This is a genomic window from Bacillus sp. J14TS2 (genome assembly GCF_018333015.1).
GTDB lineage: Bacteria > Bacillota > Bacilli > Bacillales > Bacillaceae_C > Lederbergia.
Map to the genome: position 1 here is coordinate 178,953 of NZ_BORE01000007.1, position 14,204 is coordinate 193,156.

13 protein-coding genes and 1 riboswitch are annotated in these 14,204 nt (G+C 41.0%); of the genes, 6 read left to right on the forward strand and 7 right to left on the reverse strand.

What is annotated here, in order from left to right:
• The first annotated feature begins 18 nt into the window (after positions 1-18).
• Both KI375_RS12560 and KI375_RS12565 read left to right on the forward strand, forming a co-directional pair.
• The gene (locus KI375_RS12560) at positions 19-969 is read left to right on the forward strand and encodes an MTP-1 family protein (protein ID WP_212973844.1); all 951 of its coding nucleotides are present in this window, start codon (positions 19-21) and stop codon (positions 967-969) included.
• Between the two features lie 350 nt (positions 970-1,319).
• Positions 1,320-2,090, forward strand: a complete 771-nt coding sequence (locus tag KI375_RS12565) for a Cof-type HAD-IIB family hydrolase (RefSeq protein ID WP_212973845.1) — start codon at positions 1,320-1,322, stop codon at positions 2,088-2,090.
• 311 nt (positions 2,091-2,401) lie between these two features.
• Here KI375_RS12565 and KI375_RS12570 read toward each other — a convergent pair whose 3' ends face one another.
• Positions 2,402-3,784 (reverse strand): MATE family efflux transporter, encoded by a 1,383-nt coding sequence (locus KI375_RS12570; protein ID WP_212973846.1) that lies wholly within the window; start codon positions 3,782-3,784, stop codon positions 2,402-2,404.
• A 222-nt stretch (positions 3,785-4,006) separates the two neighbouring features.
• Here KI375_RS12570 and KI375_RS12575 point away from each other — a divergent pair, with 222 nt between their 5' ends.
• The gene (locus KI375_RS12575; RefSeq protein ID WP_212973847.1) at positions 4,007-4,414 is read left to right on the forward strand and encodes a hypothetical protein; all 408 of its coding nucleotides are present in this window, start codon (positions 4,007-4,009) and stop codon (positions 4,412-4,414) included.
• A 63-nt stretch (positions 4,415-4,477) separates the two neighbouring features.
• Here KI375_RS12575 and KI375_RS12580 read toward each other — a convergent pair whose 3' ends face one another.
• From KI375_RS12580 to KI375_RS12590, 3 genes are all read right to left on the reverse strand, one after another.
• Positions 4,478-5,110 carry a hypothetical protein gene (locus tag KI375_RS12580; RefSeq protein WP_212973848.1) on the reverse strand — a complete coding sequence of 211 codons (633 nt, stop codon included), beginning with the start codon at positions 5,108-5,110 and terminating at the stop codon, positions 4,478-4,480.
• Positions 5,111-5,210: 100 nt separating this feature from the next.
• A complete protein-coding gene (gene yfkAB / locus KI375_RS12585) occupies positions 5,211-6,341 on the reverse strand; it encodes a radical SAM/CxCxxxxC motif protein YfkAB (RefSeq protein WP_212973849.1) in 1,131 nt (376 codons plus the stop codon).
• A 91-nt stretch (positions 6,342-6,432) separates the two neighbouring features.
• Positions 6,433-7,059, reverse strand: coding sequence for a class I SAM-dependent methyltransferase (locus KI375_RS12590; RefSeq protein WP_212973850.1), 627 nt, complete (start codon positions 7,057-7,059; stop codon positions 6,433-6,435).
• A 169-nt stretch (positions 7,060-7,228) separates the two neighbouring features.
• Positions 7,229-7,333, forward strand: a riboswitch (SAM riboswitch).
• A gap of 71 nt (positions 7,334-7,404) precedes the next feature.
• Here KI375_RS12590 and KI375_RS12595 point away from each other — a divergent pair.
• From KI375_RS12595 to KI375_RS12605, 3 genes are all read left to right on the forward strand, one after another.
• On the forward strand, positions 7,405-8,526 hold the full coding sequence (locus tag KI375_RS12595) for a methionine biosynthesis PLP-dependent protein (protein ID WP_212973851.1): 1,122 nt from the start codon (positions 7,405-7,407) through the stop codon (positions 8,524-8,526).
• 47 nt (positions 8,527-8,573) lie between these two features.
• On the forward strand, positions 8,574-9,674 hold the full coding sequence (locus tag KI375_RS12600; RefSeq protein WP_374706845.1) for a 5-methyltetrahydropteroyltriglutamate--homocysteine S-methyltransferase: 1,101 nt from the start codon (positions 8,574-8,576) through the stop codon (positions 9,672-9,674).
• 160 nt (positions 9,675-9,834) lie between these two features.
• Positions 9,835-10,668 (forward strand): flagellin N-terminal helical domain-containing protein, encoded by an 834-nt coding sequence (locus KI375_RS12605; RefSeq protein WP_212973853.1) that lies wholly within the window; start codon positions 9,835-9,837, stop codon positions 10,666-10,668.
• A gap of 54 nt (positions 10,669-10,722) precedes the next feature.
• Here the strand turns inward: KI375_RS12605 and glmM are convergent, their stop codons facing one another.
• The 3 genes from glmM to cdaA are packed head-to-tail and all read right to left on the reverse strand — an operon-like array spanning position 10,723 to position 14,171.
• Positions 10,723-12,075 (reverse strand): phosphoglucosamine mutase, encoded by a 1,353-nt coding sequence (glmM, locus tag KI375_RS12610; protein WP_212973970.1) that lies wholly within the window; start codon positions 12,073-12,075, stop codon positions 10,723-10,725.
• A 31-nt stretch (positions 12,076-12,106) separates the two neighbouring features.
• Positions 12,107-13,348 carry a CdaR family protein gene (locus KI375_RS12615; RefSeq protein ID WP_212973854.1) on the reverse strand — a complete coding sequence of 414 codons (1,242 nt, stop codon included), beginning with the start codon at positions 13,346-13,348 and terminating at the stop codon, positions 12,107-12,109.
• Positions 13,341-14,171 (reverse strand): diadenylate cyclase CdaA, encoded by an 831-nt coding sequence (cdaA, locus tag KI375_RS12620; RefSeq protein WP_212973855.1) that lies wholly within the window; start codon positions 14,169-14,171, stop codon positions 13,341-13,343. Before cdaA ends, KI375_RS12615 begins: the two co-directional genes overlap by 8 nt.
• Positions 14,172-14,204: the final 33 nt, after the last annotated feature.

Below are 14,204 nucleotides of genomic sequence, written 5' to 3' on the forward strand. Positions count from 1 at the left end.
AGAGTTGGAGGAAATAAAATGTCCTTACTTGAAAAAAGAATCCACTTTGAAGAAGTGAAAAAAATTTATGACAGTGCGACCCTGACCTTTCGCGGGGTAGAGGGGTTTGACGTCTACAACATCTCCATCCCATTTTCAAGAGATGGTAAGCGCTATCTGTTTGGACGAGTCGAACGGCGCGAAGAATGGGCGCGTTCTTGGGTCCGCCTCTTTGAGGAAAGCGGTCAGGATGAATGGACTCTAGTGCCGGATAGTATGATTTATACACTTGAAGACCCTTATATCAGTTTGATTGGCGACGAGCTTGTTATGGGCGGCACCCATGTTCAATATGAAGCTGGACGTGTGAATACCTACTTCGGATATTTCCACCGTGGGACCGACCTTAGTAATTTGTATTATTTTACAACCGGTCCAAATAAAATGAAGGATATTCGCTTGGTTGAATTGACAGATGGAAAAATTGGCGTGTTTTCTCGACCACGCGGAGAGAAAACGCGTGGGAAATATGGTAGTGAATCCATGATTGGCTTTACGGTAATCGACAACTTGGATCAGCTTACGGCTGATGTCATTGAACATGCCCCATACATCGATGGAATCTTCGGAGAAGGAGAATGGGGCGGGGTCAACCAAGCCTACCTGCTAGATAGCGGAAAAATCGGCATCATTGGACATATTTGTTACCGAGATACAGATGCTCAAGGAGAAGAAGTGAAGGTCTATCTTAATATGTCCTTCATCTTCGATCCTGAGACACGCGAAGCCACTGATGTTCATCTAATTGGCAGCCGCCCATGCTATCCTCCAGGGCCTGCAAAAATGCCAGCTCTAATAGATTGTGTATTTACTTCGGGTATTGTAATGCGGCCGGATGGCAAAGCAGATCTATACAGTGGTGTGGGCGACTGCCAAGCGGGACGTATTACAATCGATTATCCGTTTGAAGGTCATGGACAGATTGTATAGACTGATAGTTAATATGGGAATAAAGTGAAACTTCAATCAGTGGGTTTCCCACTGACTGTTAGTTGAACCAATCGGGATGTTACTTCAAAAAGGCGGAAGCACCTGTCCAACGACTTACACATTTAAAAAATAAGGCTGGCGCTACATCCAGCAGGCCTGAAATACAAGAGGCACGATGTGAATCGATATTGACTTACCCAAGCAGAAATCGTAAATTAGTTAAGCGCTGGAACTAGTTTAAGGCAGTTTATCTCCCACATGCGTTTCTCCATATTCTCTAACGCTTTTAAGATAGGGATATTACTGTCCTAAGTATGGGATAAACATGAACATGGAAGGAGAAGTGGATATTGGCAAAGTATAAGTTACTCGCTCTAGATATGGATGGAACAGTTTTAAATCGTAACCATGAAATATCCGAGGAGACTTTTAAATGGATACATCGAGCAATACAAAGTGGAATTGTAGTTATGTTCGCAACAGGACGGGAAGTCCAGAGTATCAATCCTTATGTAGAACAGCTTGGTCTGGAATCCCCTCTTGTCTCCGTCAATGGAAGTGAGGTGTGGTCAGCTCCCGGATCACTTTTGGTTCGTCATACCCTTAAGGATGACTGGATTAAGGAATTACAAGTGCTCGCAGAGGAGAAGGAATGCAGATATTGGGCATATACTGTGAATCATGTATATACTTCAATGGATTGGACGGATCAGCTGGAACGACCCGAGGGAGATCCATGGCTCAAATTCGGAATTCATTGCGATGATCCCATCTGTCTGCAGGAAATGCACGAAATACTGGCAGCAACGGGCCGATATGAATTGACCAATTCTAGCCCGCGTAATATCGAAATCAATCCGCACGGAATCAACAAGGCCAGTGGGATTCGGGAGATCTGCCAGCTCCTTGACATTCAAATGGACGAGGTGGTCGCCTGTGGAGACAGTTTGAATGATCTGGAAATGATTCGTGCCGCCGGTCTAGGTATCGCGATGGGCAATGCCCAAGAAGCAGTTAAAATGACTGCTAATGCCGTTACAGCAACAAATGAGGAAAACGGGGTTGCGCAACTCATTCAAACGTATCTGGTAAAAGAGTTGCCCTCTTTCAAGCATTCTTGATGTTTTAATTCTTAAAAAATAGGCAGGACTGTCCAATAAGTCTCAACAACGAAAGAAGGATGGAAAATTCTCCATCCTTCTTTGAGTAAATGTTAAGAAAACCTCCAAAAACGGTGACACGCCTGCGGAAAAGGCATCAGCTAAAGACCCCACAGCAAGAGGCTGAAGTGATGCCTTTTGGCGTTTCCGATTTTTTGGACAGGCCCGTCTATTGTACTAACATAAGACCCATGTTTTTATTTTTCTAACTAGATATGGTAGGATTCATATCTCATCAATCCTTTATACGAATCCTGCTAACTACTTTTCTTTTAAATCGGTGCCGGTTTCTCTGTCACCTCTGGTTCTACAAGTGAATGTCGTTCCCAGGCTCGGCTGCGCCAACGGAAGAAGAAGATGAGAGCTCGTGTCCATTCATCTGCTGCAATGGCTAACCAAATGCCCGCAATACCCATATTTAAATGAAATACCAGGAAGTAACCGAGTGGCAAGCTCATAAGGATCATCGAAAAAGAGCCAATAAAGAGTGGATATTTCGCATCCCCTGAAGCACGTAAAGAGTTTACGAGTACTATATTCATCGAACGTCCTGTTTCCAGAATGATACTTAGTAATAATACAGATGCACCTATCTCAATGATCTCGGGATTATCAGTAAATACACCCATCAAGGGTTTCCGGAAAATCATCACCACCAGCACCATTCCAAACGTAATGCCTGCCGACCACTTTACACTACTCAACACCCGTGTATAAGCCAGCCCCTTTTCATTAGCTCCGACTAGTCGACCGACAATAATAGAGGTACCCATCCCGATCGCAATCGCAAATAAATAGGTGAACATCGAAATATTCATCGCATATTGTCGCGCTGCTAATGACTCCGCGCCAAGAAATGTCGCATAGTAAAGAAACATGAGCTGACATCCCTGATACATCACTTGTTCAAAGGCAGATGGGACACCAATTTTTAAGATTTTCATGACGTATTCTTTTGACAGTGTCATATAATAGCGTATTTTAATCCGCACATCCAAAGCTTGGTATAAAAGCCAAAAGAAAACAAGGAGCGCAAGAAAACGGCTGACAACTGAGGAGATGGCCGCTCCTTGTACACCCAATTCCGGAAAACCAAATTTCCCGAAAATCAGTACATAGTTACCAGCAATATGGATAATATTCATCCCTAATGATACAAGCATCGCTTGCTTCGTCCAGCCATGGACACGAACAATCGCTGCTAACGAATTAATGATCGCTTGCAGGAAAATGGCTCCTCCTACAATACCTAAATAATGGGTGGCATAATAAAGCACATCCCCCTGCAAATTCATCGCTGTCATCATATGATTAGAAAATATGAGAAAACCGATGCTAATCGCAATCCCTACTAACAAATTAAGCGTAACTGCCAATGCAGAAATTTTTGCTGCTTCTTTATATCTTTTCGAACCGAGATATTGAGATACGACAATAGCCGCTCCATTCCCGACGACTTCTAAGATTAAAATGGCGATTTGCAAATACTGATTCGCTGCCCCTACACCAGAGACGGCATCATCTGATAATGAACTCAGCATTAATGTATCTGCGATCCCCATAAACATAAATAAAAAGACCTCTAAAAAAATGGGCCAAGTAAGATGCAATAAATGAAGTTGTTTCTCGTTCGTATGTGTTCTCTCCATTGTCATCAGCCCTCCTTCTTCATAATCAAACCAAGAGGTATCTTACCACCAAAAGAGGTTGTTGACTAGAGGGAAATTTATTCTTTTTTTCGTAGTACTTCACGGTCCTCCATTTTAGTCAAGATTTGCTTAAGAGAACCTTCTCTGCTTATTCAAAATAAACCTTTACAGAGTGGCATTATTAGGGTGTAATGATATATATATCCATTCATGTAGGGGGGAATTCTATTGTCTCCATATTTATTTGCGATCGCTTCGATTATTGCAGTACTTAGTATTATTATTACGTTCAAACTTCATTTGGATAAGCTAAAGGAAAAACCTGAAAAACAAGCGGAAATACAAACAAAGTTTTTTATCGGAATCGCAATCAGCGAGGTCATTCCACTTATACTCGTGTTCAGTGGGTTTGCAACGATGCAAACTGTTCAAGCTATGAGCGATTTATTCGCCCCTTTCATCATTATTCTCTTTTGCATTTTGATTGGACCTACCTTTGTTTTTCTTCAAACAAAGGTAGATGTTGTCGAGGAAACGAAAAATGTAGTGATGACCTTTGCAATGATTGGTTTTGCTTTAGTTGTAAGCATCCCCATTGTTTCCTTAATCGGGCTATTTGTGCAAATGCCCCAATAAGAAAAAGCAGGACATAGCATCTCCCTGCTTTTTTATCATTTCAACCTAAAATTTTTAAATTAATCAGTTTTCCCTTTTCCGAAATAGGAAAGAGATCAAAGCTACAAGGAATAGCAGACCTATTGGAGCTAGCAGCCAGATAATGAAGGGAATACGCTTCCCCTCTTTTTGATTTTCTGTATGATCAATATCTTTTGGTATACTTTCCCTTTCGTTCTCTTTTTCTATTAGACTGATCTTATCTGTCGGACTTTCCCCTTCACCTAATATTTCTAAATCTTCTTGTGCGGCATGAATTGTATTTGTTCGGTCACAAATGTTCGTCGATAATGTATCGGCACCATACAAGTCTGTGTCCGACTTATATGCGTAACCTAAATACTCCCGTCCCTTTGCAAAATCAAACCCACAATCGCCACCACCTAGACCTGTTGAAATGATGACTTGTGATTCCTTTACACCCTTCCAGGTATTATTTACCTGAAGTAAAACTGATTTGTATCTGTATCCCGATCTGTTCACTTTTTCTTTTATATTTAAAACCTCTCCTGAAAAGACAGCTTTTGATTGTTCAAGTCCTTCTTCTACCTCTGGTAATTCCGCACAAGAACAAGCCTGCACTGGGATAGGCAATCCATATACAAAAAGCGCACTAAACAGAACAAACATCAGCAAGAACAAGTTCAACTTTTTCAACATTCCCCCTCCTCTTCAATGATCCTGTTGTTACCGTTCAACAAAAACCATTGATATCCTGCCTTTCTTTTTTATTGGGAGAGGAAAATAAATGGTAATCTTAACCTTGTGAGGTGATTCTCTCTTCCTTTTCTTGAAAATTCTCATCTTGATAATACGTATTTTTCACAAGTAGATTAGGGCCCAAACATTTTACTGCAGGGCAATGACAATTTAATGATGTTGCTGTTTTTGTTTTCATCCATGTTTCATAAGCATCGGGCAAGGAAGTGGTTTGTACATTCCCTAACGATGGCTCATCTCCGAAGTCCGTTACAATGATCTCCCCATTAAATATATTCACATTAAGCCGTGAGCGCCCGTCCGGGTCATTTCGGATTGTCACATTGGGCGATTGATATAATCGTTTTAATAACGTGAGATCTTCCTCAGAAGCACTACATGGATAGAAGGGAAGAGTTCCAAACATCAACCAAGTCGATTGGTCATGATGATCTAATAGAGACTCAATCGCTGTCCGCATTTCAGCTAAAGTTAATGTTTCTAGTTTACTAGCAAAATCAACTGGGTACATTGGATGGATTTCATGGCGGGCGCACCCCATCTCCACTACCTCATTATGGATTTTTTCGAGATAAGGAAAGGTCCGTTTGTTTAACATCGTTTCTGCAGAAACTAACACTCCCGCTTCAGATAATTTCTTTGCGTTCTCAAACATTTGCTTTAAAAACCTACCACGATTTTCTCTCGATGGCTTTCGATCCATATTCGCAAAGCCTACATCGACAAATTCATCTTCCGTTCCCCAGTTATGTGAAATATGCATGACATCCAAATAGGGGATAATTGATTCATAGCGGCTAAACGGAAGAGTTAAATTTGAATTTACTTGCGTCCTCACTCCTCGGGTATGCGCATATTCCAAAAGAGGTTGCACATATTCCCGCACCGACTTCTTAGACATCATTGGTTCCCCACCCGTAATACTCAGGGTTCGAAGATGAGGAATTTCATCAAGTCGTTTTAACAGCAATTCGATCGGTAAGGCATCAGGGTCACGATCTTGCAATGTGTAGCCAACTGCACAGTGAGCACAGCGCATATTACATAGCGTTGTTGTCGTAAATTCAATATTGGATAACACCATCTCCCCAAATTCGTTCACATCCATATACGCTTCCCATGGATCATAGGCTGTCGTAATAGGCTGCAGTGTTTCCTTTACATTCATTTGTTCCATCCTTTCCATACACAAGCGGCTATTCCAGATAGCCGCTCAAAAAGTAGGTCATTCTCTTCACACTATCTTTATTCATCACAAACTAGAATTTATTCTTCTCTACTTTAGCAGAACCTCTTTTTCGAAAAATACTTTGGACAACATGCGCTACACCTGTATGTCCCTGTCCCTCAATTCTTTCTACCTCACCAATATAAAAATGTTGGATAAAATAATCTGAAAATCGGCTCAATAGTGTTGCTGGGTCGCAAAGATTTTCAATTTCCTTAGGACCGCCCGTTCCATATTCAATCTGTTCCTTTGTGTATAATTCACTTACGTAATAGCCCCCAGGCTTTAAGGCCTTACGAATACCCTCTACTGTCCTTTCAAAAATAGGAGTTGGGAAATGCCCAAATATATGTATAATCGCATCCCATTCTTCCTCTTCCCATGCTACGTCAGCTAAATCATGCCATTCAGTGTTGACAATCACGCCGCGATCTTCAGCCAATCTTTTCGTCTTTTCAATCCCAGATTGGGCAAAATCCCACGCGGTTACATCATATCCTCGGGAGGCGAGAAAGACCGAATTCCGCCCCTCTCCCTCGGCAATACAAAGAATTTTCCCCTTAGGTAATTGCTTTGTCGCCTGTACTAAAAACAAATTAGGCTCTTTGCCATAGAAATACTCATCCATTGAAAAACGTTCATGCCATTTTGAATTCAATCTAGAGCCCTCCTTTTCCACTTCTTCTATTTTAACATAAGCGAAACTAGTCCTTCATTCTTAGCCATTTAAAATTCCTTTTGAGATGAATAGAAAAAACCCTTGCCTTTTTCGGAAATATGTACTAAAGTATAAATCATTAAACCTTTCGAAAAATTATATAGTGTTTTTCTTATCCAGAGAGACGGAGGGATTGGCCCTTTGATGTCTCAGCAACCGGCCTATAAGGCAATGGTGCTAATTCCAATAGGTTTTCAAACCTAGAAGATAAGAAGTTCGTTTTCAATTATGAAGACCTTCTTATCACAAGAAGGTCTTTAATTTTTTTAGAAGAGGATGAAGATTATGCCAGTCAATAATATTGAAACAAAACTTGCACAACTAGGAAACCGCACAGATGAAAAAACTGGTGCTATCAATCTACCTATTTATCTATCAACTGCTTATGAACACCAAGGACTTGGTCTTTCCACAGGTTATGATTACTCGAGGACGAAAAATCCTACTCGCTCTGTACTAGAAGAAGGAATGGCGAATCTCGAATCCGGTGATGCTGGATTTGCCTGTAGCTCGGGGATGGCAGCCATTCAACTAGCCCTCTCCCTATTCCGATCAGGCGACGAAATTATTGCCTGCACTGATTTATACGGTGGTACGTATCGTTTACTCAAACAATACGAAGAATCCTATCAGATTCAAACCACTTACTCTGATTTTGATAATCTGCAAGCAACGGAAAAGCTCATTACACCGAAAACAAAAGCATTGCTCATCGAAACTCCCACAAACCCATTAATGCAGGAAATCGATATTGAACAATGCGGGAAACTAGCGAAAAAACATGACCTATTATTGATTGTCGATAATACTTTCTTAACACCGTACTATCAACGTCCACTTGAATTAGGCGCTGACATTGTAGTTCATAGCGCGACCAAGTATATCGGTGGACATAATGATGTTGTGGCTGGGATTCTAGTCGCAAAAGGTGGAGAGATTTGCGAGCAGCTTGCGAACAACCATAATGCAGCAGGAGCAATTTTATCACCACTTGATTCTTGGCTGCTCGTGAGGGGATTAAAAACACTTCATCTCAGAATGGAAAAGCATACAGAAAATGCGAGAGAAATCGTCAAATATCTAGAAAACGAGGACTTTATTACAGATGTTCTTTACGCCGGGAAAGGCGGAATGATCTCTTTCCGGATTCAAGACAGTGAATGGGTAGACCCTTTTCTACAAAATTTACAGCTCATTGCCTTTGCTGAAAGTCTAGGAGGGGTTGAAAGTTTTATCACGTATCCAACGACTCAGACCCATGCAGATATCCCACGAGAAGAACGAATCAAAAGGGGCGTATGTGAACGATTATTACGTTTCTCAGTTGGTGTAGAAAAGGCTGATGACCTAATCGCTGATGTAAAACAAGCCTTTCAAGCAGCAAGTCAAACTTTTGCCAAGAGCTGAAGTAACGATCCAAACTTATTAAAGGGAGATAACAAACCATGACAACTATTACAAAAACAAAAGCTCCATTCAGAGCGGACCATGTAGGAAGTCTATTACGACCAGATAGCATTCATCAAGCGAGAAAGGATTTTAAAGCTGGAACCATTACAGCGGAACAATTACATGAAATTGAAACCAAAGAAATTAAACGTATTGTTGATAAACAAATTGAAGCAGGCCTAGAACTTGTAACAGATGGTGAGTTTAGACGCCGTTTCTGGCATACAGATTTTCAAGAACATCTTACTGGCATTGAAGGCTATGTGCCAGAAGTTGGCTATATTTTTAATGGAGAAGAAGAAACCGAAAAATATAATGTACGAAACACCGGAAAGGTCTCTTTTAACCCTGATCATCCTCATGTGAAGGACTTTATTGAATTTAATGAAATTGTCGGTGGACGTGCAGTCGCTAAACAAACGATTCCAAGTCCTAACCAATTATTTAATGAGGGCATTCGGGATGTGACGATCTACCCAGATATCGAAGACTATGCTAAAGATGTGATCCAAACTTATCGTGATGCGCTAAAAGCCTTCTATGATGCAGGCTGCCGCTATCTACAATTTGATGATGTTTATATCGCTGGTTTATCTTCACCAGATATCCCATTCAATGATGGAGAGTTTTCTCGTGAATACTTAATTGACTTAGCTTTACGAGTAGTCAATGGGGTGTTAGAGGGAAAACCGGAAGATCTCGTGATAACGACTCATTTATGTCGTGGAAATTATCGTTCTAACTGGGCTTTTGAAGGAAGCTATGCATTAATTGCACCAACTTTATTTGCCAAGGAAAAAGTGAATGGCTTCTTCTTAGAATATGATGATGATCGTTCGGGTGATTTCAAACCACTTGATCATATTCCAAATGGTGGAGCACAAGTCGTTCTTGGGCTAGTCACTTCCAAAAATGGAGAATTAGAAGATCGTAATGCAATTATTGCGCGTATAAAAGAGGCTTCTCAATATGTTCCATTAGAACAACTATGCCTAAGCCCACAATGTGGGTTCGCCTCCACCCATCATGGGAACAAATTGACCGAAGAACAGCAATGGGAAAAACTTAAATTTATTGTAGACATTGCTAAGGAAGTTTGGGGATAAAAATATTTGACTAAAGCATAGAGAATCCAGCCGATTCTCTATGCTTTTGCTTTAAAACGCTGATTCCGTGCCGACTAATATCTATATATGATGCCTTTACTTTAAAATTCATATTCTCTGCCGATATTAACAATAGAACATGTATAAGGGAGGGAGTTATTTGCTGGGGAAATGGTATAGTACAGGGTTATCGCTCGTCCATCAGATGAATCGCCATTTAACGGTATCCCAACGGGCACTAGAGCGTATTTCTACAGGAATGCGGATCAATCGAGCTGCAGATGATCCCGCCGGCCTCGCAATTTCTGAAAAAATGCGCGCTCAAATTCGCGGCTTACAGATGGCTGGAAGAAATATTCAAGATGGCATTTCAATGTTACAAACAGCTGAAGGCGCTTTAAACGAAACCCATTCTATCCTGCAAAGAATGCGCGAGCTGAGTATCGAAGCAGCCAATGACACATTAACAAACGCAGATCGGGAAGCACTTGCTACTGAATTTGACCAATTAAAGGAGGAGATTGGCCGGATTGCGAGAGATACCGAATTTAATACCATGCCGTTATTAGACGGTTCTAGAACCAGTGTACACATTCAAGCAGGGGCCAATGCCGGGCAAACGATTGAGTTATCCTTTGGAAATATGAATGTGGGAGCCCTCAATTTGGACGATATCTCTATCAACAATCGAGAAGACGCGGATAAAGCCATTGATGCTCTCGACAAAGCGATTCAAACAGTCTCCTCTGAACGCTCTAAAATGGGTGCCTATACGAATCGATTAGAGCATGCTTATAATAATGTCTCCACAATGGAAGAAAACCTGGTTGCAGCAGCATCAAGAATTCGTGATGCTGATTTAGCAAAGGAAATGATGGATTACACGAAGGCGATGATTTTATTACAAGCCAATCAATATGTTATGCGTCTTCATATGCAACAGGCTTACTCAATCCTAAAATTGCTTGATCCTCCGCCAACTCGCTATCGATAGCAACAAAAAAGCTGCGAAAAATGCTAACCGTCAGCTTTTTCGCAACCTTTTCATCTATTCTTCTGCTGGAAGACCCATTTCTTCCTGGACAACAGCGACAATCCGATTTGAGAATGCCTCACTATCTTCTTCTGTTGCTGCCTCTACCATGACCCGTACCAGCGGTTCAGTACCAGATGGACGGACAAGGATACGGCCATTTCCATTCATTTCTGCCTCTGTTTCTTCTATAATTGCTTTGACCTTCTCATTAGCAGTTACATGATATTTATCCTTTACACGCACATTGATCAGTGTTTGTGGAAACTTCTGCATGCCCTTTGCTAACTCTGACAATGGTTTTCCTGTCAGCTTCATAATATTCACAAGCTGAAGACCGGTTAGAAGTCCATCACCTGTTGTATTATAGTCCAAGAAAATAATGTGGCCTGATTGTTCTCCACCCAAATTATAGCCATTCTTTTTCATTTCTTCTACTACATAACGGTCACCCACAGCTGTTTGAACACTCTGGATCCCCAGCTCTTCCAGCCCCTTATAGAAGCCTAGGTTGCTCATAACCGTTGACACAACAGTTGACTGTTGCAAACGTGCTTCTGCTTGCATATGTTTCGCGCAAATATAGAGAATATAATCTCCATCTACGACTTGTCCATTTTCATCAATCGCAATAACTCGGTCGCCATCTCCATCAAAGGCTAGACCGATATCAGCTCCTTTTTCCTTCACAAAGGCACCAAGAGCTTCCGGATGGGTTGAACCCACTCCATCATTGATGTTAAGGCCATTCGGAGATGAACCCATTGTCGAGATATCTGCATCCAAGTCCGCAAACAGATGAGTTGCCAAAGATGACGTAGACCCATTGGCACAATCTAATGCGATATGTATATCTGTAAAGTCTTCATCAACTGACTGCTTTAAAAATTGCAGATACTTTTGTCCACCTTCAAAATAGTCATTGACCACTCCCAATGACGCACCTGTTGGACGAGGTAGCTCATCGTCAGCATCTAATAATTGTTCAATTTCACTTTCTTGTTCATCTGATAATTTAAAGCCATCTGGTCCAAAAAATTTAATACCGTTATCTGCAACAGGATTATGAGAAGCAGAAATCATGATTCCTGCTTGTGCCCCTAAGACCTTTGTCAAATAGGCGACTCCAGGAGTCGTAATGACCCCTAGACGCATAACCTCTGCCCCAATTGATAATAATCCAGATACAAGGGCACCTTCTAGCATATGGCCTGAAACCCGGGTATCTCGGCCGATGAGAATTTTAGGGCGTTCTGTTTGGTTAGCCAAAACATAGCCACCGAATCTTCCCAACTTAAATGCTAATTCTGGTGTAAGTTCACTATTTGCAACCCCTCTTACTCCATCAGTTCCAAAATATTTACCCATTCTGATTCTCGCTCCTTCTGAAGAAAATGAATTATCCATTTTCTTTATCTCTTATTCGCACTTTTACCTTCTTTTGTGATAGTTCCCATTCTACTTTCTCAGGTGCTTCCACTTTAAGGTCAACCTCATGAGTGCCCGCGCTCAGGCCCGCTAAATCCATCGTGACATGGAATTGCTCTTTTTTCGCCTTCTCTATATCTTCTTCCTCACCAAGCACTTTTAAATTTACAGAATCCTTCGCTGGTGATACTAGTTCAAAATCCATTCCTGATTTTAAGCCCTTTTCCTCAATCGGGAGGTCATTAAAAGTCTTTTCATGTTTCTGCTCATCTGCTGTTACTTTAACTAGAATATTCTCCGGCGTTATTTTATTTACTCCTTCAGGTCCTTCGATCGGCACTTCAATTTCAGCATCCTCATGTATATTACTAATGTCCACGGATACCTCCAGCTCGTCAATCTCTTTTAAAACGTCGGTTGTCCCAAAAATCATCACTTCAGGGGTCACCGTGCTAACAGCTTTAATATCGATTCCTTCAGGAGCTTCTCCCTCTTTATTAATTTTTATCGGGACAGTTTTCCGCGGATTCGTAATAGGAATTGTCACGGAAACCGTTTCTGGCTCTACAGTTACACTTAATTTATTCAACTCTCGATCAAGTACAGTGACCCTTGCTTCTCTTTTTATTGTATCGTTAATCAAGCCACTCGCATCGATTGTCGCTTTTACATAATAGATTCTTTCAATAACATCCTTGGCCCCTGTGACTTTAACGGTTTTGGGGCTTACCTCTGGTTGTTCTGCTTCAAAGCCCTCAGCCAAGATACTCCGATTAAATTCGGCCTCCACTCTGAAATCTTCTGTGACCTTTTCTTGTAAATTCACTTCTGTATACGATGGGTCAACTGTCACCTTTAATTTGTCCGAAATATCACTATATAATATAGGAACGCGATGTTTCCCAATTTCTAAATCTGAGAGATCCACATAGATTGTAAAATCACGCTGCCTTTTTGCAGCTTCAACAAATCTCCTTTGCCCTTCCAATTTTACTTCAACTGTTTCTGGAACACCAGAAACAGTTAAATTTTCGGAGTCATAATATACCTCAACAGGAACATCGACAATCGTATCGACATCACTGTTCTCCATACTATTCGGGGTAGAATTTTTATTTTTCCCTCCAATACCATTAGCTGTTACAAAAAGGAAAACAGCTAGCAACAAAGCGATAATACGAACAAACCAAGGGTTTTCCATAAAATTATCCATTCTTTGTCTTCTCCCTTCTCTTCCAGATTGATGGGGAGGTTGTTTTCGTTTTCGGATCATCAATAAGCTCTTTCGTTAAAATTTCCTTGAATTTTTCATTCGACAAATCACGAAGAAGCTCACCGTTTTTTGTCACAGATATACCACCTGTTTCTTCTGAAACGACAATGGTCAAACAATCTGTCACCTCACTAATTCCCAATGCTGCCCGGTGTCTCGTGCCTAACTCCTTCGAGATAAACGGACTTTCGGATAGAGGTAGATAGCAAGCTGCTGCTGCAATCTTTGTTCTTTGGATAATCACAGCTCCATCATGCAAAGGAGTATTCGGAATAAAGATATTAATTAATAATTCATGGGTTAAGGTAGAATTCATTGGAATTCCCGTCTCGATATAATCCCCCATGCCCGTTTCCTTTTCAATCGAAATGAGAGCACCAATTCGCCTTTTCGCCATATAATTTGTTGCATTTATAATGGCATCCACACGATGCTTTTGCTCCTCTTCCTCTTGAATTCCACTCCTAGCAAAAAATTTCCCACGCCCTAATTGCTCTAGGGCACGTCTTAATTCAGGCTGAAAAATAATAATGATGGCTAAAAAGCCCCAGGTAATGACCGTGTCCATCATTAAACTCAATGCATTCAAATGGAAAAAGTCACTAAATAATTTAACAATAATAATCACAAAAATACCTTTAAGCAGTTGAACTGCTTTTGTTCCACGTATAACCATGATCAATTTATAGACAACAAACCAAACAAGAAATATATCAACGATTTGCGCTAAATATTTTAGGATGGGAAGGTCGGCAAACGGCATTATCTTTCCTCCATCTGTTTATTCAAAATGGTG